The organism is Clostridium sp. OS1-26 (genome assembly GCF_030915445.1).
Taxonomy (GTDB): Bacteria; Bacillota; Clostridia; order Clostridiales; family Clostridiaceae; genus Clostridium_AM.
This window is the reverse complement of the sequence record NZ_CP133264.1, coordinates 3,150,223-3,167,405: the sequence shown is the minus strand read 5'-3', so window position 1 is coordinate 3,167,405 and position 17,183 is coordinate 3,150,223. Positions and strand designations below refer to the sequence as shown.

General features: G+C 30.9%; 18 protein-coding genes. 9 read left to right on the top strand and 9 right to left on the bottom strand.

Translation table 11 applies throughout. From position 1 onward, the window contains the following. Nucleotides 1-11: 11 nt before the first annotated feature. The gene (locus tag RCG18_RS15445) at nucleotides 12-1,364 is read right to left on the bottom strand and encodes a glycosyltransferase (protein WP_308036937.1); all 1,353 of its coding nucleotides are present in this window, start codon (nucleotides 1,362-1,364) and stop codon (nucleotides 12-14) included. 148 nt (nucleotides 1,365-1,512) lie between these two features. Between RCG18_RS15445 and RCG18_RS15440 the strand changes: the two genes are divergently transcribed. From RCG18_RS15440 to RCG18_RS15430, 3 genes are read left to right on the top strand one after another with little or no spacing between them, the layout of a single operon-like run. After that, nucleotides 1,513-2,523 (top strand): SDR family NAD(P)-dependent oxidoreductase, encoded by a 1,011-nt coding sequence (locus tag RCG18_RS15440; protein ID WP_308036936.1) that lies wholly within the window; start codon nucleotides 1,513-1,515, stop codon nucleotides 2,521-2,523. A 12-nt stretch (nucleotides 2,524-2,535) separates the two neighbouring features. After that, nucleotides 2,536-3,483, top strand: a complete 948-nt coding sequence (locus RCG18_RS15435) for a GDP-mannose 4,6-dehydratase (RefSeq protein WP_308036935.1) — start codon at nucleotides 2,536-2,538, stop codon at nucleotides 3,481-3,483. Between the two features lie 5 nt (nucleotides 3,484-3,488). Next, nucleotides 3,489-4,883 (top strand): metallophosphoesterase, encoded by a 1,395-nt coding sequence (locus RCG18_RS15430; protein ID WP_308036934.1) that lies wholly within the window; start codon nucleotides 3,489-3,491, stop codon nucleotides 4,881-4,883. Nucleotides 4,884-5,166: 283 nt separating this feature from the next. Here RCG18_RS15430 and RCG18_RS15425 read toward each other — a convergent pair whose 3' ends face one another. Continuing rightward, nucleotides 5,167-5,580: a hypothetical protein gene (locus tag RCG18_RS15425; RefSeq protein ID WP_308036933.1), complete on the bottom strand. Its 414-nt coding sequence runs from the start codon at nucleotides 5,578-5,580 to the stop codon at nucleotides 5,167-5,169. Beyond that, nucleotides 5,577-5,849: a PIG-L family deacetylase gene (locus RCG18_RS15420; protein ID WP_308036932.1), complete on the bottom strand. Its 273-nt coding sequence runs from the start codon at nucleotides 5,847-5,849 to the stop codon at nucleotides 5,577-5,579. Before RCG18_RS15420 ends, RCG18_RS15425 begins: the two co-directional genes overlap by 4 nt. Before the next feature lie 222 nt (nucleotides 5,850-6,071). On the opposite strand from RCG18_RS15420, the gene RCG18_RS15415 reads away from it, so the two are divergent. Genes RCG18_RS15415 through RCG18_RS15395 form a run of 5 tightly spaced genes read left to right on the top strand, consistent with a single transcriptional unit; the run spans nucleotide 6,072 to nucleotide 9,753 of the window. Beyond that, a complete protein-coding gene (locus RCG18_RS15415; RefSeq protein ID WP_308036931.1) occupies nucleotides 6,072-7,040 on the top strand; it encodes an ATP-grasp domain-containing protein in 969 nt (322 codons plus the stop codon). A gap of 14 nt (nucleotides 7,041-7,054) precedes the next feature. Next, nucleotides 7,055-8,221 (top strand): UDP-4-amino-4,6-dideoxy-N-acetyl-beta-L-altrosamine transaminase, encoded by a 1,167-nt coding sequence (pseC, locus tag RCG18_RS15410; RefSeq protein ID WP_308036930.1) that lies wholly within the window; start codon nucleotides 7,055-7,057, stop codon nucleotides 8,219-8,221. 3 nt (nucleotides 8,222-8,224) lie between these two features. Beyond that, nucleotides 8,225-8,617: a hypothetical protein gene (locus RCG18_RS15405; protein WP_308036929.1), complete on the top strand. Its 393-nt coding sequence runs from the start codon at nucleotides 8,225-8,227 to the stop codon at nucleotides 8,615-8,617. Between the two features lie 6 nt (nucleotides 8,618-8,623). Continuing rightward, nucleotides 8,624-9,517, top strand: a complete 894-nt coding sequence (locus RCG18_RS15400) for a glycosyltransferase (RefSeq protein ID WP_308036928.1) — start codon at nucleotides 8,624-8,626, stop codon at nucleotides 9,515-9,517. Nucleotides 9,518-9,561: 44 nt separating this feature from the next. Then, on the top strand, nucleotides 9,562-9,753 hold the full coding sequence (locus RCG18_RS15395) for a hypothetical protein (protein WP_308036927.1): 192 nt from the start codon (nucleotides 9,562-9,564) through the stop codon (nucleotides 9,751-9,753). A 124-nt stretch (nucleotides 9,754-9,877) separates the two neighbouring features. On the opposite strand, the gene RCG18_RS15390 is transcribed toward RCG18_RS15395, so the two are convergent. From RCG18_RS15390 to RCG18_RS15365, 6 genes are all read right to left on the bottom strand, one after another. Next, complete coding sequence (locus RCG18_RS15390; RefSeq protein WP_308036926.1) at nucleotides 9,878-10,834, bottom strand: siderophore ABC transporter substrate-binding protein; 957 nt, start codon at nucleotides 10,832-10,834, stop codon at nucleotides 9,878-9,880. A gap of 21 nt (nucleotides 10,835-10,855) precedes the next feature. Next, a complete protein-coding gene (locus RCG18_RS15385) occupies nucleotides 10,856-11,614 on the bottom strand; it encodes an ATP-binding cassette domain-containing protein (RefSeq protein ID WP_308036925.1) in 759 nt (252 codons plus the stop codon). Beyond that, nucleotides 11,611-12,561 (bottom strand): iron chelate uptake ABC transporter family permease subunit, encoded by a 951-nt coding sequence (locus RCG18_RS15380; protein ID WP_308036924.1) that lies wholly within the window; start codon nucleotides 12,559-12,561, stop codon nucleotides 11,611-11,613. Before RCG18_RS15380 ends, RCG18_RS15385 begins: the two co-directional genes overlap by 4 nt. Then, a complete protein-coding gene (locus tag RCG18_RS15375; protein WP_308042041.1) occupies nucleotides 12,558-13,505 on the bottom strand; it encodes an ABC transporter permease in 948 nt (315 codons plus the stop codon). Before RCG18_RS15375 ends, RCG18_RS15380 begins: the two co-directional genes overlap by 4 nt. A gap of 369 nt (nucleotides 13,506-13,874) precedes the next feature. After that, nucleotides 13,875-14,339: a transcription elongation factor GreA gene (greA, locus tag RCG18_RS15370; protein WP_308036923.1), complete on the bottom strand. Its 465-nt coding sequence runs from the start codon at nucleotides 14,337-14,339 to the stop codon at nucleotides 13,875-13,877. A gap of 93 nt (nucleotides 14,340-14,432) precedes the next feature. Beyond that, on the bottom strand, nucleotides 14,433-16,331 hold the full coding sequence (locus tag RCG18_RS15365; protein WP_308036922.1) for a diguanylate cyclase: 1,899 nt from the start codon (nucleotides 16,329-16,331) through the stop codon (nucleotides 14,433-14,435). Nucleotides 16,332-16,740: 409 nt separating this feature from the next. Between RCG18_RS15365 and RCG18_RS15360 the strand changes: the two genes are divergently transcribed. Then, nucleotides 16,741-17,046 carry a CD3324 family protein gene (locus RCG18_RS15360; protein ID WP_308036921.1) on the top strand — a complete coding sequence of 102 codons (306 nt, stop codon included), beginning with the start codon at nucleotides 16,741-16,743 and terminating at the stop codon, nucleotides 17,044-17,046. Nucleotides 17,047-17,183 lie beyond the last annotated feature (137 nt).

Here is a 17,183-nt window from a genome sequence, read left to right as displayed (position 1 = left end):
AACTCCCCCCCTTATTGGAAGTACAAAACATCTCTGAGATTTTGTACCTTATATCCATTATTTAAGAGTCTATATATGAATTCAAAATCCCATGCACCCTGCATTAAGTTATTGAAACCAGCTGTTTTATGAATTTGTTCATATCTTACCATGAGAGTATTTATATTTACGCAGTTAAAACATTCGGTAATGTACGAGTCTTCAATCTTATCATCATATCGTATCATCGTTCCTCCTGGTTTAAAATTTGTACCTACTGCACTGTACATGAAGTTATTCTTTAAAAAATCTACTTGTTTTTGTATTCTTTCTGGGTGACTTAAGCCTTTATCATGATGAAATGCTATATATTCTCCCCTGGATAGATATGCTCCAATATTATATGTCCAAGGGGAACAGGCCTCTTTTGGCGGTTTAAAATATAATAAATCTTGAATACAGTTATTATTTGAGTGATTTCTATACCTTTTATACCAATTATTAATTATTTCTTCTGAGTTGTCATTGGAACAATCATCTATTATGATAATTTCAATATTTGGGTAAGTCTGTGCACCTATACTCTTTAATGTATCGTAAATAGTTGATTCACTGTTTTTAACTGGTAGTACTATACTAACAAGATCATCAACAACTTTTCTCTTCTTGAGCACATTTATATCTTGCTTATGACGTATTTGACTGCTCATAGATCCTGTATGCTTTCTTACATAATGCAATTCCTCTTTTATATTTTCAATGATAAAATCATGATTTACTATATTATTTACAAAAAACATATCATTACCAACGGGAATAGCTTTAAAGCATCCAATGATCTCTTCCAACATGGCAGCACGAAACATTAATGTACCATAAGCAACGCAATGTCTCAAATGCTTTTTATAATTTTTCTCTATATGAGCTGAATTAAAGCTTAGCCAGCCACTTCCAGCCTTACTTTCGAAAGTATTATTTTTAAAAGTTCTAAAACCTGTGCCTACCATAGCAGTATCCGGATGTTCCTCTAATACTTGCACCTGCTTCTTAATTTTTTCTGGATAGCTAACATCATCTGCATCATGTATTACAAGATATTCTCCAGATGAAATTTGAAATCCAATATTGTAGGCCCAACCGGCTCCACAATTTCTTGGAAGTTTTAAATAAATAAAATTTGAAAATTTATATTCACATTTTTTATACCACGAATTTACAAGTTCCTCTGTATTATCCTCTGAAGCATCATCCATAATAATAAGCTCTATGTCGGGGTATGTTTGTTTTTCAATTCCATTAAGAGCATCTATTATAAAATGGCCATAATTATAAGTAGCAATTACAATACTTACAAGTCCAGGCTTTCTATCGGACAATTGCGTCATCTCAACTTCCTCCTTCTACAACTCCCTCTAATGATAATATATGGACGCGCTTATATAGTGTGTATAATTACGAAATAATTTAAAACATTATCACTAATAGTTCTAACTTCATATAATATATTACTAACTAATAAGAGAGGGATGTGAAATGTGGCTTAGTAATAAAAAAATTTTAATTACTGGTGGTACTGGTACCATTGGAAAAGCATTATTAAATAGATTATTAAAATATGATATAAATCATATTTATATATTTAGCCGAGATGAACAAAAACAAGAAGCAGAGCTTTATTATTTTAAACAAAATCCAAAGGTTAGTTTTATAATTGGTGATATAAGAAATTATGATAGTATAAACTCAGCTTTAAGAGGGATAGATATAGTTTTTCATACTGCTGCTATGAAAATTGTTGGCATTTGCGAAAATAATCCACATGAAGCCTTTATTACAAATGTTATTGGTACTCAAAATATTATCAAAAGTGCTACCTTAAATAATGTGGAAAAAGTCATATTTACCAGCAGTGATAAAGCTGCCAATCCCACTACTGTAATGGGTGTTGGAAAACTCTACAGTGAAAGGCTTATATCTCATGCAAATTTTTTCACAGAAAATTCAACAATCTTTACAACGGTACGTTTCGGAAATGTTTTTGGTTCTAGAGGCTGTGTTCTTGATTTATTTAAAAATCAAATAAAAAAACAAAACTATGTGACAGTTACTCATCCAGATATGACCCGGTTTATATGCACAATTGATGATGCAGTTGACCTTTTAATAAAAAGTAGTGAAATAGCCACTGGAGGAGAAATCTTAATAAAAAAAATGCCAAGCATTCGCATAGTTGATCTTGCTGAAATGTTAATCGAATATTTAGCTCCTATATATTCAAAAAATCCAAAAGACATTGAAATAAAGATAACAACGAAACTGGCTTCTGAAAAACTCTTTGAGGAACTTATTACAACTCATGAAGCAGAAAGATCTTTTGAGTTTGATGACTATTACTCTATACTTCCTACCATTTGCTTAGATAAACAAAATACCTTTGATTTGACAAAAGGCAAATCAGTATTCGGAGAAATATCTTCAAACACTAGCCTTAATCTTACAAAAGAACAACTTTTAGATTTTCTTATTAAGAATAAATTAATATAAGGGGGTGATATTGTGAATATACTTGTAACAGGTGGCGCAGGATTTATTGGAAGATGGGTAGTAAAACGACTTGCGGAGGATAATCATAGGATATGGATACTAGATAACCTTTCAAATAGTTCAATGAATAATTTAAAAGATTTACAACTTATTTATCCTAATATTACCTTCATAGCAGGAAGCATTACGGACAACCATCTTCTTGAAAGCCTTTTTACTAATAAATTTAATATATGTTATCACCTTGCGGCTTCAATTAATGTTCAAGATAGTATTGATGACCCAAAAAACACCTTTGAAAATGATGTAATAGGAACCTTCAATGTTCTTGAGCAATGCAAACTAAATAAGACAAAGTTTGTGTATATGAGCACTTGCATGGTATACAGTAAAGCTTTAAATAAAGAAGGCATTTCTGAAAGTCACCCTACATGTCCAGCTTCTCCTTATGCAGCTGCTAAATTGGCTGGGGAACAGTTGGCCTTATCCTATTACTATGCTTATGGTCTTCCTGTAACTATTCTTCGACCATTTAACACCTACGGACCATATCAGAAACAAAATAGTGAAGGTGGGGTAATTTCAATCTTTATTAATAAAAAACTTATGAATGAAACACTATCTATATATGGCGATGGCAGCCAAACAAGAGACTTTTTATATGTTACAGATTGTGCTGATTTTGTAGTAGAGGCCGGTTATTCTGAAAAGACAGAGGGTGAAGTGATAAACGCAGGTAGTGGTGCTGACATCTCAATTACGGAATTAGCAAAACTAATCGCTGACGGAAAAGGAAATATTAAATACGTAACTCACATTCACCCCCAAAGTGAAATACAGAAGCTATTGTGCGATGCACGATATAGTCAGAAGCTTCTTGGGTGGAAACCTAAAATATCTCTGACCCACGGTATATCACAAACAGAAGAGTTTTTAAAACACAATGCTTATTGGAGGTGACATATATGGAGTCTTTTCGTATTGTAATACTAGCAGACAGCAGTAGACATGCTGTAGCAGTAAATACACAATTGCTCCGTACCCTACTCTCCCGTATTAAGGGATTGTCACCGCAGCCGAAATTTATAATTTTTGCAGGAGATATGGTATATGGTGGAGCTAACGTAAGTGAGCAATTAGAAGACTGGAAGAAATTAATTGAGGAATATTATTCTGTTACTATGTTCTATACAGTACTCGGGAGTCATGAAAATAATGAAACTGCTTTCAGTAATGCATTTTCTTACCTTCCCAATGAACAGTTACAAGGGTATCAACGAACTGTATACTACTTTGATTATGAAAGTGCTCGCTTTATCGTTTTAAACTCAAATCGAAGAGGTTCAAAGTGCGGCTATGCCGTTGACGCAAAACAACGTGTCTGGTTAAAGAATACATTAGAGAACAGTAATAAAAAATATAATTTTGTGTTTTTCCATGTCCCTGCTTTTCCTACCGGACATCACTACGGAGAAAGTCTAGATGGGAGTCCAGATGATCGTAATGCTTTATGGTCTATTCTTGATCATTATAATGTAACAGCGGTATTTGTAGGCCATGAACACAATTACTGCCGCCGTCTTATAGATAAATCTTTTGATACTAATGGTCTGCCAATACAAAATTCCATTTATCAAATAACTACCGGCGGTGCAGGTTCTTCATTAAATGCACACATTACTAATATAAAAAATGCTATTGTTGGTCCCCTTGCGGTATATCATTATTGTATTTTAGACATAAATAATAGTGGAGTTTCCCTGCAAGTATACGATAAAGAAAATACCCTTATTGATAGTTGTTCTATATATCCTCCGACTGAAGGTCCTGCTTCTAATGCTATAACAGATATGTTAATTCCTATGGGTGCATCATGGAGGTATTTCGATAAGGGTTCTGACCTGGGAACTTCCTGGAGAGAGATTGATTTTGACGATTCTTCATGGCCTTCTGGACTTGCTGAACTAGGTTATGGAGATGGAGGTGAGGCTACAGTTATAAGTTATGGACCCAATGTTTACCGAAAATATATAACAACCTATTTTAGAAAACATTTTACTGTTCGTGATACATCAATATATAAAAGTTTAGTGCTTCGAATTCAAAGGGATGATGGAGCTGTTGTGTATCTAAATGGCCGGGAGGTATATAGAACTAATATGCCTTCCGGTATAATTGAATACAACACTTTAGCCGTCAAAGCTTTAAATGGAGTTGATGAGGTTTCTTTTGAAAAAACTATAATTGATACAAGTTTTCTTAAAAATGGAGATAACGTAATAGCTGTAGAAATTCATCAAGTAAGCCCTTCTAGTTCTGATATAAGTTTTGATTTTCAACTTCTTGGGGATAAGAGTTAACAGATCATCCCTAAAGTAGAATACTGAATATGTAGAAAACACGGAAGAGGTCAATTAATAATTGTATTCTTCCGTGTCTAAAAATATCTTAAATATTTTCTTATTAGGCATCTGAAGGAAAATAACAAGTCAAAGATGCGACGGATATTTTGTGTCAGGCAAGGAGAAAGGTTCCGCAGATAGTTAACCCCTATCTAAGGGTTCTGCCGACGCAGTATGGCGCAAAATAGACTAGCAGATTGACTAGTTATTTTTTTGAAGATGCCTTATATACTGCAATTTGTTAGATAACTACCTTCCTTATTAATTCAAACGCTTCTGCGTAACTACATCCGGCAACTGTGCCCCATCTTTTAGCAGCCACCTCTAATCCTTCTAGGGAGCGAGGATGCGGGTATTCTCGTAACTCTGATTTATAACATTTCATTGCTTCGAGTTTGTCCTTTAGTGTATTTTCAATATTTACGAAATAATTAGGTGTAAATTTATCTTTGTTTAGAAAATTCCATTCCGTAGCAGACAAGGTTTCAAAACAATATATTTCTTTTACTGAGCATTCCGCCATAGGCCTTGTAGCTGTTTGAACCGCTTCAAAGGTTATGCGATGGTCAATATTCAAATCTCCATGATGATGTGTGAATATAATAGAAGGCTTAATTTGAGAAACATACTTTTCAACTAATTTTACAATATTCAAGAAACCTTCTTTGTCAAAGCTGTTATCAGTAAACTGACAAAGAAAGTTTCTTTATACCCTATAAGTTTATTTGCTGATAAACTATCCTGAAGTCTTATCTTAATTTCTTCCATTACTTCAGTATTCATATTGTCATGCCTTGAGGTAGTGCCATCAGATAAAACTAGTGAATACACTTCATTTCCTTCTTTAACAAGCCTTCTGATTGTCCCACCGCATCCCAAAATTTCATCATCTGGATGTGCTGCTATTACTAAAATTTTTTCCATTACAATTCCCCCTGTAATTCTATATAGCACAACAAAATATATAGTACAAAGTAATTTTCATAATTTTTGGTAAGTTATAACATCAGTGTATGCATACTAAATTTATTAAGTTACATATACTATATTGTTAGAAGTAATATAACTTCAGTTGTATTATTTGTAACTAATTTTGGGTGTAACTTACCTTTAGGTCTTTTACACATCATAAAGGAAGGATTTATTATGACACAGTATAATGTTTTAGTTACCTCTATTGGAGGTGATTTAGGGCAAGCAGTCTGCAAAGCCTTACGTAATGCAAACTATAATATAAAAATTTGGGGAACAGACTGTAGAAATTATGTGCCGCACCCTCTATTTTGTGATAGTTTTCATATTATCCCTAAAGCTGAAAGTTTATTATTTACAGAATTAATAAATAAGTTCTCTCTTCATAATTCAATTGACCTGATTTATGTTTGTAGTGAACAAGAGCTTTTATATATCTGTGATCATTTTAATGAACTAGATGATGAAATACGTTCTCGTATTGCCATTCCTCCACTGCAGGTAATCAACATTTGTCGCGATAAATATAAAACAATGGAATTTCTAAAAAGTATCAAACTCCCCTACCCATACTCAGTTTTATATAATGAATCAACACCAAAAGAGGGCCTATTAAAAGGTTTTAAATGTCCCTTTGTATTAAAAAAAACTTCTGATTGTGGCTCAAAACATCTTCACATAATTCAAAACCGTAAAGAATTTGAGAATATTACTAATCTAGACAGCAGCTTCATGCTTCAAGAGTATATTCCTGGAACTGAGTATACTAACGGAGTGTATAAAGATTCTTTTAGCAATGAAATATATGTGATTACCCTTGAAAGGACTATAAAAGATGGAATGAGCAGTGAAGTAAAGGTAATCTTTGATAAAGAAATAGAAGAACTATGCAAAAATGTTGCAGAAAAACTAAATATAACTGGTTCTATTAACATTCAACTGCGGAAACAGAATGGTTCTAAGCCCTTTATTTTTGAGATTAATCCCAGATACTCTAGTACTGCCTTTATGAGAGCACAATTTGGATTTAATGATGTTATATATGCTTTTGAAAATATTGTTCTTAAGAAATCTATTGCTACACCTATTATAAGAACCGGTGAAGCTTACCGATATATAACAGAATATTATAAGTTTTATTAAAGAAGGTGAAGATAATGAAGCATCCTTATATACCCTATGGACGTCAATATATTGATGAAGAAGATATTCAAGCAGTAGTAGAAGTATTAAAAAGTGATTTTCTAACCACTGGACCAAAAATTCATGAATTTGAAAAAAAAGTAGCAGATTATGTAGGATGTAAATATGCTGTTTGTATAGGAACTGGAACTGCTGCTCTACATGCTGCCTGTTATGCCGCTAATATTAGTGCTGATGACGAGGTTATTACTACACCTATGACCTTTGCTGCTACTTCCAATAGTATCCTTTACCTTGGAGGAAAACCTGTATTCGCTGATATTGATCCGCATACCTATAATATAGACCCTTTAGAAATAGAAAAAAAGATTACAAATAAGACTAAAGCAATTATAGCAGTGGATTTTACAGGTCAACCAGCAGAACTATTTAAGATTAAAGATTTAGCTCAAAGACATAATTTAATTTTTATTGAAGATGCATCCCACAGTCTTGGTGCTGAGATAATGGATTCAAAGGGAACCTGGCATAAGACTGGAGGCATAGCACATATGACTACCTTTTCCTTTCATCCTGTAAAACACATTACAACAGCTGAAGGAGGAATGATTTGTACAAATGATCCTAAGCTCTATGAAAAGCTCACTCTATTTAGAACTCACGGTATTACCCGTTCTCCAGAACTTCTTACGGATAAATCTCATGACAAATGGTATTATGAGCAGCAGCTTTTAGGCTACAATTATCGTTTAAGTGACTTACAAGCTGCCTTAGGAATTTCACAACTAAATAAGCTGGATAGCTTTATTAAAAGAAGACGTGAAATAGCTGCTCTATATGATAAAGCCTTCTCAGAAAGCACTTTTAAAAATAAAATTACTATTCCTTATCAAACTGCACATATGAAATCTTCCTATCATATATATATTTTAAAATTTAATCTTTCAGCTATAGGAAAAAGTAGAGAAGAGATATTTAATAAACTTTCAGATTTAAACGTTGGAGTAAATGTTCATTATATTCCAGTTTACTATCATCCCTATTATCAATCTCTAGGATATTCAAAAGGACTTTGTCCAATTGCAGAAAAATTATATGAGGATATAATCACAATTCCACTTTATCCTGGTATGTCAAATGAAGATGTTAATTATGTTATAAAAAGTATAAAGGAAGTGTAAGGTATGGATTATCAAATAAATCGTTTTGTTATCGATGTTCCAGACGGTGATGAAAAATCAAGTGTTGATCAATTAGATATGGATTTTTTCTTACAACGTGATTATAGAAGAGTAATACTTGGAACAGTCCGTTTTCCTGATGGAAAACCTGCCCCTTGCTCTGTAGTTAAGTTTTTCAAATTAAAGCGTGCCACTGATGACCCTGAAACAACCTCTGATTTAGAACCCATTGGTAACGCTATAACAGATGAAAACGGGCAATTTCTTTTAGGACCTGTATATCCTGGAGATAAACTTATATTGAAGATATTATATCTCGATTGTTTAACAAAAAAATCTTCAACAGAAACTATCAAAAGTACCCATGAACCTGAAAATTGTGATTTTGAAGATTAGATTACTATGGATAATATAAAAAAATATGAAGTAGCTATTATTATTCCATGTAAAAATGAAGGTATTTATATTAAACAAACCTTGGAGTTTTTATTTAAAACTGAAGCGAAAAACATATCAAATATATTTATTATTGACGATGGCTCTAATGATAATTGCTGTGAGTTTTTGAAAAATCCTTCTAACAGATACTCAAATGTAGCGCTAGTTAAAACAAAGGGCATAGGAGCATCAGCATCAAGGAATCTAGGTGCAAGCTTTGCGCCACTTGCAAAAATATTAGTCTTTTGCGATGCCCATATTACTATGCAACTAAACTGGCTTAACACACTATTAGAAGCTTTTAGTAATAAAGATGTAAGTATAGCATGCCCAGGCATTGGTCATTTTTCTCCAGATAGTCCTGTAGGCTATGGTCAAACCTTGAATGAAAAGTTTGAAACATATTGGTTGAAAAAGCCGATGAATATTAAAGAAGTTCCACTAGCTCCAGGTGGATGTATGGCTATAAGAAAAGAGGTCTTTGACGCTGTAGGAGGATTTGATCATGGCTTCCATAGTTGGGGCTTTGAAGATGTAGAACTATCAGTAAAGCTTTGGCTTTTTGGATATAAAATTTTTGTACATCCTGCTGTTAAAATTGGTCATAAATTTAGAAAAATACAACCATATAATGTTGACTTAACTGAATTTCATTATAATAAATTACGTATGGCCTTTAGCCATTTTAATGAAAATAGAATCCGTAAATTAATGAAGCCCCTGCATGATTATTCTAACTTTGAAACTATTTTAAATAAAATAACTGCAAGCGATACTTATGATCAACGCATAGATTATTTTAAGCGCCGTCTACATGATGATGATTGGTTCTTCAATAAATTTAATATACCCTTCTAAGGCATCTGAAGGAAGATGACTAGCATATATTTGGAGGTGAAGTATTGAAAAATTTAACAAATACATCTACTGATATTTTAAATTATAATGCTCCTATAGAAGCTGTTATAAAAAATATATATAAATTAAAGGGGACAGAAATTGAAGAAATTAATAATAATGAATTAATAATATCTGAAGGGGATAGCAGTTTAATTGAAGTAGATATCATTATAGATATACCAACTAATTTATGAAATATTTCATGTAGCTGGGTAATGCGTCCATACCCTACAAGTAAGAATGGTAGTACGAATTTTTGTACTACCATATACTTTATTAATAGAATTCTGTGCAAATTCTGCTTTTGGGATTAATCAATTATTTTTCTATTGCCTTCATAATTTCATCGATCATAGCATTAGTTCCTACAAATCCTCCAGAAGATACATACCATATTTGTGGATCAAGGTATATAATCCTATTATTTTTATAAGCAGAAGTTCCTTTAACAATATCGTTATCTAAAGTCTTTTGAGCACTATCTCCTTTTCCTGTAACAGCTGATCTATCTATAACAAATAAATAATCAGGACTTTTTTCAGCTAAATACTCATAAGAAATATTCATTCCATGTTGAGATTCTTTTATGTTTTCATCCACTTTTGGAAAACCAAAATTTGTATGTATAATTCCAAATCTTGAATTATCACCAAAAGCACTTAAATTTCCTTCATTGGCCATCATAATAAGAGCTTTTTGATTTTTTTGTGTTACTTTTTTATTTAACAACTTAATTGACGTATCTATTTTAGCTAATTCTTCTTTCACAAAATCTTCTTTATTAAATATTTTCCCTAAAGTCTCCATATTGCTTTTAAAAGAATTAACGTAATCTGTTGGTACTATATTTAGATATACAGTTGGCGCTATTTCATTCAATTTATTATATACTGAAGCTTGCCTTGGTGATATAACTATTAAATCTGGCTTCAATTCTTGTATTTTTTCAAAATTAGGTTCAAATAAGGTTCCTGCATCTATATATTTTTCATCTTTGAATTTTTTTAGATAATTAGGTATATTAGATTTCGGAAGTGCTGTTATGTCAATTCCCATTTTATCTATTGAATCTACTATTCCATAATCAAATACAACAATTTTTTTAGGATTTTTCTTAATATTCACTTCTCCTAATTCATGTTTTATAGTTATATTTTCTCCTACTTCAGTCTTTGATTGATTCTTTGCTGCATTAAATTTACTATAACCAAAGCCTACTATTATAGCTATTAATATAATTGATATTGATAAAATAATTTTTTTGTTTCTCTTCATTGATTTGTCTCCTTCTCTTCATTATTTAAAATAAATACAAATTTTATCATTTTCTACTTCTTGAATAGTGAAATTCATATCATATATTTCTTCTAATACATCTTTTCTTATTATTTCATCCGTTTTTCCAGACTTAGCAAGCTTACCATCTTTAAGCGCTAGAATATAATCCGAATAACAAGATGCAAAATTTATATCATGTATTACAATAACAACTGTTTTATTAAGCTCTTTTGTCAAAGTTCTTAAAATTTTCATTATTTCTACAGAATGCTTCATATCTAAATTGTTTAATGGCTCGTCCAATAATATGTAATCTGTATTTTGAGCTATTATCATTGCAATAAGCGCTCTTTGTCTTTGTCCTCCACTAAGCTCATCCATGTACTTATTTTTAATCTCTGTAAGTTTCATATATTCTATTGCATTATCAACATATTCTAAATCTTCTTCAGTTAGATTTCCCTGGCAATAAGGGAATCTTCCAAAACTAACTATTTCTTTTATTGTTAATCTCATGTTAATAGAATTAGATTGCTTCAATACTGATATCTTTTTAGCTAAATCTTTATTATTCCATGACTCTAATTTAATCTTATCTATTATAACTTCACCGCTATCTCTACTTATTATCCTGCTCATTATTGATAGTAAGGTACTCTTACCCGCACCATTTGGACCTATAAGTGATGTAACTTTTCCTTCTGGTATAGTTATAGAAACATTATCAACAACATTCTTTCCATTATATTTTTTTACTATATTTTTTAATTCAATCATGTCTTATTCCCCTTTAATAACAGAGATATAAAATATATACCTCCAACTAAATTAATCACTACAGAGATCGGTGTTGAGAGATTCAGTACCCTTTCTATTATTAATTGGCCACCAACCAAAGCGATTATGCTAATCAAAATAGAAGCTGGTATTAGATATCTATGCTTATAAGTTTTTAAAAACTCATGTGTTATATTTACTACTAATAAGCCCAAAAAAGTTATTGGTCCAATTAACGCTGTTGATACTGATACTAGAATTGATGTTATTATAAGTAAGACTTTAACTATCTTTTCATATGACAATCCAAGATTTATAGCATGATCTCTACCGAGTGACAAAACATCTAAAATATCAATGTAATCATACATGTAAATCATTACCAACAAAATTATTACTATAGAAATTAACAGTACATCATTATTTACATTATTGAAGCTTGCAAACATCTTACCTTGAACAATTGAAAATTCATTAGGATTTATTATCATTTGCATAAAAGAAGCTCCACTACGAAATAAGGTTCCCAATATTAGGCCAACCAGTAAAAGAAAATAAATATTCCCTTTTTCTTTTTCAAGCATTATTTTAAATAGAAGCACAGAAAATATAACCATACTTCCAACTGAGAGCACAAAATTCATATTATTTGTGAAAAATCCATTTTTATTGCTTGATAATATAAAAACTATGAGAGTCTGTATAAATATATATAAAGAGTCTAATCCCATTACGCTTGGAGTTAATATTCTATTATTTGTTATACTTTGAAATATCATAGATGAAAAGGCTATAGCTCCACTTGTTATTACAACCGCTATGAGTTTGATCCCTCTTTTTTCAAGAACATACTGCCAATTGTCACTATTCATACCAATACATATAAAAAGAAACATAAGTATTACTGATACTATGAACATTAATGTTAAATTTCGCTTTATCTTCATGCCAACTTCCTCCTGAAAAGTAGATATAAGAATATTCCACTTCCTATAACTCCAACCATAAGTCCTATTGGAATTTCATATGGATAGATTATAAGTCTTCCAAAAATGTCACAGAAAAGAAGGAACACTGCACCAAATAAAGCTGTAGCAACAAAATTTTCTTTCAAATTATCTCCTTTATATATTCTAATAATATTAGGAATTATAAGCCCTAAAAAGGGTATTTTACCAACAATAATAATCATTATTGAAGACATAAGCGCAACTATTATAACTCCGATATTCACTACCTTTTCATAATCTAATCCTAGATTTTTAGAAAACTCTTTGCCAAGCCCTGAAATAGTAAACTTATTTGCAAATAAATAAGCTATTATCATAAGTGGAATGCTTAAGTAAACTAGTTCATATCGATCTTTTATAATCATTGAAAAATTTCCTTGTGTCCAAGATTCTATATTTTGAATTACATCATATTTATACGCAAAGAAAGTTGTTACAGATTCTATTATTGCTCCCAGCATCATTCCAACAAGAGGAACAAATATGTTATTCTTAAATTTAATTCTCCTTAAAATGTGCATAAATAGAAAAGTACCAGCTAGTGAAAATATAAAACATATTATCATTTTGTTAAGATAGCTAGCTGAAGGAAATAATAAAATTGATACTAATATTCCAAGTTTTGCACTATCTTCAGTGGCACCTGTAGTTGGCGACACAAAACTATTACGACTTATTTGCTGCATTATAAGACCGCTTACAGCAATACTTGTCCCAGCCGCTAAAATACTTATCAATCTTGGTATTCTACTTAGAATGAGTATTTCTAATTTATCTTTTTCAAAATTTAATATGTCAATAAATTTTATATCTTTAGTTCCAATAAATATCGATATAAACGACAAAATAAGCAAACTTATTAATAAATATCTTATCTTTATATCTCCTTTTTTTAGAATTTTGTTATTTACCACTAAATCCCTCCTGCTTAGTTTAATAACTTCATTTAATTGATATTGATTATCTTTCTCATGTTATATTATCATTAAATTTAATTTGTAACTTAAATATATTTGCTTTTTTTAAATATATTTAGACTTTTTTAAATGGAGGGTTATTTTTACAATGTATAATTATTCTGCTGAAATGCATATTGGAGAGGCTTTAAATAAATTATATTTTCGTAATTAAATTGTACAAAAGGGAGTATTTCTCAACTAATTACTTAGTTTTGAAATACTCCCTTTCATAGTGAAGTCGAACCTTGTTGACCCCTCACTAGCAAACTCTTCAATAAAACTTATAGACTCTTATAATATCTTTAATATTTCTACTGTATATTTTTCACTTGGAGCATTAACTTCAACTATATCTCCGACTTTTTTACCTATTAATGCTTTTCCTAAATCTGATTCTACACTTATAAGCATATTTTCTGGGTCTGCATCTATAGTAGTTACTAATGACATAATTTCTTCATATTCATCCTCTATAAATTTAATTCTAAACTTACTGTTAACCCCAAGTAATGATTTATCTAGGCTTTTATCATCTACTACAGTTGCAGTTGAAATCATACTTAATAAATATTGAATTCTATTATCATTTTCTCTATAGTTTGCGCAAGCTTCTTTATATTCTGCATTTTCCGATCTATCGCCATGTGCAGCAGCTACTAATTTTTCCTTTGCTATTTCAGCTCTTTTTACGGTCATTCTGTATTCTAATTCCTCTTTTAATTTATTCATATTCTCTTCTGTTAGTATATTATTCATATAAGGATAACCCTCCTTGAGATATATTACGTTAATATTATACAGTATATAGAAAAAAATGAAAATTGCTTTATTTAATAGTTTTTATTCTTATCAAATCTCTATACAATTACGCCCTTTCCCTTTAGCCATATAAAGTTTTTTATCTGCAGCTTTTATTATTTCTTCTGGACTATTAAAGGCATTGTTATATTCTGCAATTCCTGCACTAACAGTTATAACTCCATAAGGGCTTTCTTCATGAGGTATATTGAGATTTTGTATAGCTTTTATAATTCCCTCTCCTACTTCTTTTGCTATAGTAATCTCTAAATTATTAAAAATTACTATAAACTCTTCTCCTCCATACCTAAAAACACGATCCTCTTTTCTTATATTATCTTTAAAAGTATTGGCAACCTTTTTAATAATCTCATCGCCCTCAGCATGTCCATATCTATCATTGTAGCTTTTAAAGAAATCAATATCTAACATCATAGCCGAAAAAGTTCCTAATTCCCTTTTAGCCTCTAAAAAAACGTCATTAATGCTTTTATCAAATGCTCTTCTATTATGAATACCTGTAAGACCATCTAGCAAACTTAACTTCATTAAGTCATTATTTGCCTTTTCTAGTGCTTTAGTTCGCTCTTCCACAATACCTTCAAGATCTTCTTTAAAATTCTTTATATTTATGGCCATATCATAAAAACTTCTAGATAGTAACCCAATTTCATTTTTTAGTTCCATAGGAAGCTTAATTTCCCCTTCAGCCACCTTCTCATATTCTCCCCTACTAACAGCTTCTGCAGCGTGTCGCAACTTCCTTAAATGCCTTTCACCTTGGTATTTCATAACATAATAAACTATAAAAAGAATAGTAAAAAGAATAGCCATACCTTCAATAAAAGCTTTTATAGCAGCTAAATGAGCAACATTTCTAATATTTTTCATAGGCAAAACTCTTATTAAATACCATTCTGGCCCTTTCATCTCACCTACTGCAAAATAGCTATCATAAACTTTGCTTTCAATAATTTTAACTTTACTGTAATCTTGTCCTACATTTTTCTGAATTAATCCATAGGCTTCTTTTACTAAGGGAATATTTATCTTATCCATGGATAGTTCTCCTATCCATTTTTCTTTTTCCCCAGGATTATTAGGATGGGCTATTAAATATCCATCTTTTCTCATAATAAAATTATAGGTACCATCATCACTCTTTTCAGCTAAACGTTCTACTAAATCAGATAAATATATATCATGTCCTGGAGTTATAAGATGCTTATCTCCAAAATCTACGGGATCCATATAGGTTATTGTCCACTTTTGTGCTGTTTCATCATAATAAAGCCCAGACCAAACAGATTTTCTATCTGGATTATGTTTTTTATTTACAGACTTTATAACCCCCAGCTCATTCATATGAAGATCCGCTCTCGCCTTTAAGCCCCAAGGTTCTCCTGGATAGAAAAGAATACCTGCATTTTCCGGAAAGGCAACACTCACATTAGGAAAACGATTAGTCCATGCAGGACCTAATTTAGATAATACTTTAATAGAAAGTACAAGTCTTCTTTGGAAATCAGCATCATCTACCTTTTGATTATTACCTATAAAACTAGACATTCCATAAATATAATTGCCATCTTTAGTATAAACACCATCAAAATATTCTTTCTTCATCCTTGTAGCACCTTGGCTGTCAACAAAATAATAGGACCAAAATTCATCTTCTGTTACTTTTACATCAGAATTATAAAGCTTCATAAATTCCTTTTCAAAAATCTTTAAATTGTCTTCAGCTAGTTTAAAAATCTCACTATCGACTCTAACTCTTTCTGAGACATAAGAACTTAGTTCTTCTAATCTTTTATTCTTCTCATTTTCATAGACACTTATATAAGAAATAAAAGCTATAATCGAAACAATACCTATAGATATGTAAAAAACTTTAAAAAGTATTTCATTTATTAAAGAAAGGTTCCTGTTTTTTAAATTTAACTTCATCGCTTTCACATTACCACCCTCAAAGCTTTCAGTATTTACACTACATTATAAACAGTAAATAGCTTTTATGCACTATATTATAGCATTTATTAGAATAACTATAAATAAATCTAATCTTTAAAAACAAACTTCTCCTTTTCAATACATATTGTCTTCATTATATATTTAATTTTACATTAATTATGATATAATAGGTGTGACGTATTGGGGGTGTTTTTATGAAGGTCTGTGATACATTCAGCTATAAATCAGCTTGCTCCTTGCAAAGACTACAACAAAGTCAGCTATGCTTTGTTTGGAGCCTAAGCTGTTAGGTTAGCTGTAATGCGTACATGTTTTAGGCTCTGCAACACATAGTCTTTTTGTATTCTTTGCTTTGATACTTTCATAAAAGTGGAGGAGTAAGGAAATGAAATATGCAAAGGCACAAGATGTGTTACCAGAGGAAATTGTTAAAATAATTCAAGAATATGTAGATGGAAAATATCTTTATGTACCCAGAAAAAATGAAAATCATAAGGCCTGGGGAGAAAAGAGTGGTATAAAGAATAGTCTTAAGGTGAGAAATAATGAGATTTATAAAAAGTACATTGATGGAGCTACTATTAATGAACTAACTCAGGAGTATTACCTGTCAGAAAAGAGTATAAGAAGAATAATAGGTCAACAGAAACGTATATTCTCACAATCATTACAGAATTATTTATTAGATTGAATGCTTATTTTAAACCATGTTATGATTTCATTGTGGAAATCCAATGAAAGTTATCATATCTAATTTAAAACAAGGTTCAAAAATAAAATGATTGTGAATATGTATTACGTTTTAAATTAGGATGATTATTGTTACTT

What these genes read in the sequence shown, in the direction of transcription:
- RCG18_RS15445 (WP_308036937.1), bottom strand. Translation starts at nt 1,364, where the DNA reads ATGACGCAATTGTCCGATAGAAAGCCTGGACTTGTAAGTATTGTAATT.
- RCG18_RS15440 (WP_308036936.1), top strand. Translation starts at nt 1,513, where the DNA reads ATGTGGCTTAGTAATAAAAAAATTTTAATTACTGGTGGTACTGGTACC.
- RCG18_RS15430 (WP_308036934.1), top strand. Translation starts at nt 3,489, where the DNA reads ATGGAGTCTTTTCGTATTGTAATACTAGCAGACAGCAGTAGACATGCT.
- RCG18_RS15420 (WP_308036932.1), bottom strand. Translation starts at nt 5,849, where the DNA reads ATGGAAAAAATTTTAGTAATAGCAGCACATCCAGATGATGAAATTTTG.
- RCG18_RS15415 (WP_308036931.1), top strand. Translation starts at nt 6,072, where the DNA reads ATGACACAGTATAATGTTTTAGTTACCTCTATTGGAGGTGATTTAGGG.
- pseC (WP_308036930.1), top strand. Translation starts at nt 7,055, where the DNA reads ATGAAGCATCCTTATATACCCTATGGACGTCAATATATTGATGAAGAA.
- RCG18_RS15405 (WP_308036929.1), top strand. Translation starts at nt 8,225, where the DNA reads ATGGATTATCAAATAAATCGTTTTGTTATCGATGTTCCAGACGGTGAT.
- RCG18_RS15400 (WP_308036928.1), top strand. Translation starts at nt 8,624, where the DNA reads ATGGATAATATAAAAAAATATGAAGTAGCTATTATTATTCCATGTAAA.
- RCG18_RS15390 (WP_308036926.1), bottom strand. Translation starts at nt 10,834, where the DNA reads ATGAAGAGAAACAAAAAAATTATTTTATCAATATCAATTATATTAATA.
- RCG18_RS15385 (WP_308036925.1), bottom strand. Translation starts at nt 11,614, where the DNA reads ATGATTGAATTAAAAAATATAGTAAAAAAATATAATGGAAAGAATGTT.
- RCG18_RS15380 (WP_308036924.1), bottom strand. Translation starts at nt 12,561, where the DNA reads ATGAAGATAAAGCGAAATTTAACATTAATGTTCATAGTATCAGTAATA.
- greA (WP_308036923.1), bottom strand. Translation starts at nt 14,339, where the DNA reads ATGAATAATATACTAACAGAAGAGAATATGAATAAATTAAAAGAGGAA.
- RCG18_RS15365 (WP_308036922.1), bottom strand. Translation starts at nt 16,331, where the DNA reads ATGAAGTTAAATTTAAAAAACAGGAACCTTTCTTTAATAAATGAAATA.
- RCG18_RS15360 (WP_308036921.1), top strand. Translation starts at nt 16,741, where the DNA reads ATGAAATATGCAAAGGCACAAGATGTGTTACCAGAGGAAATTGTTAAA.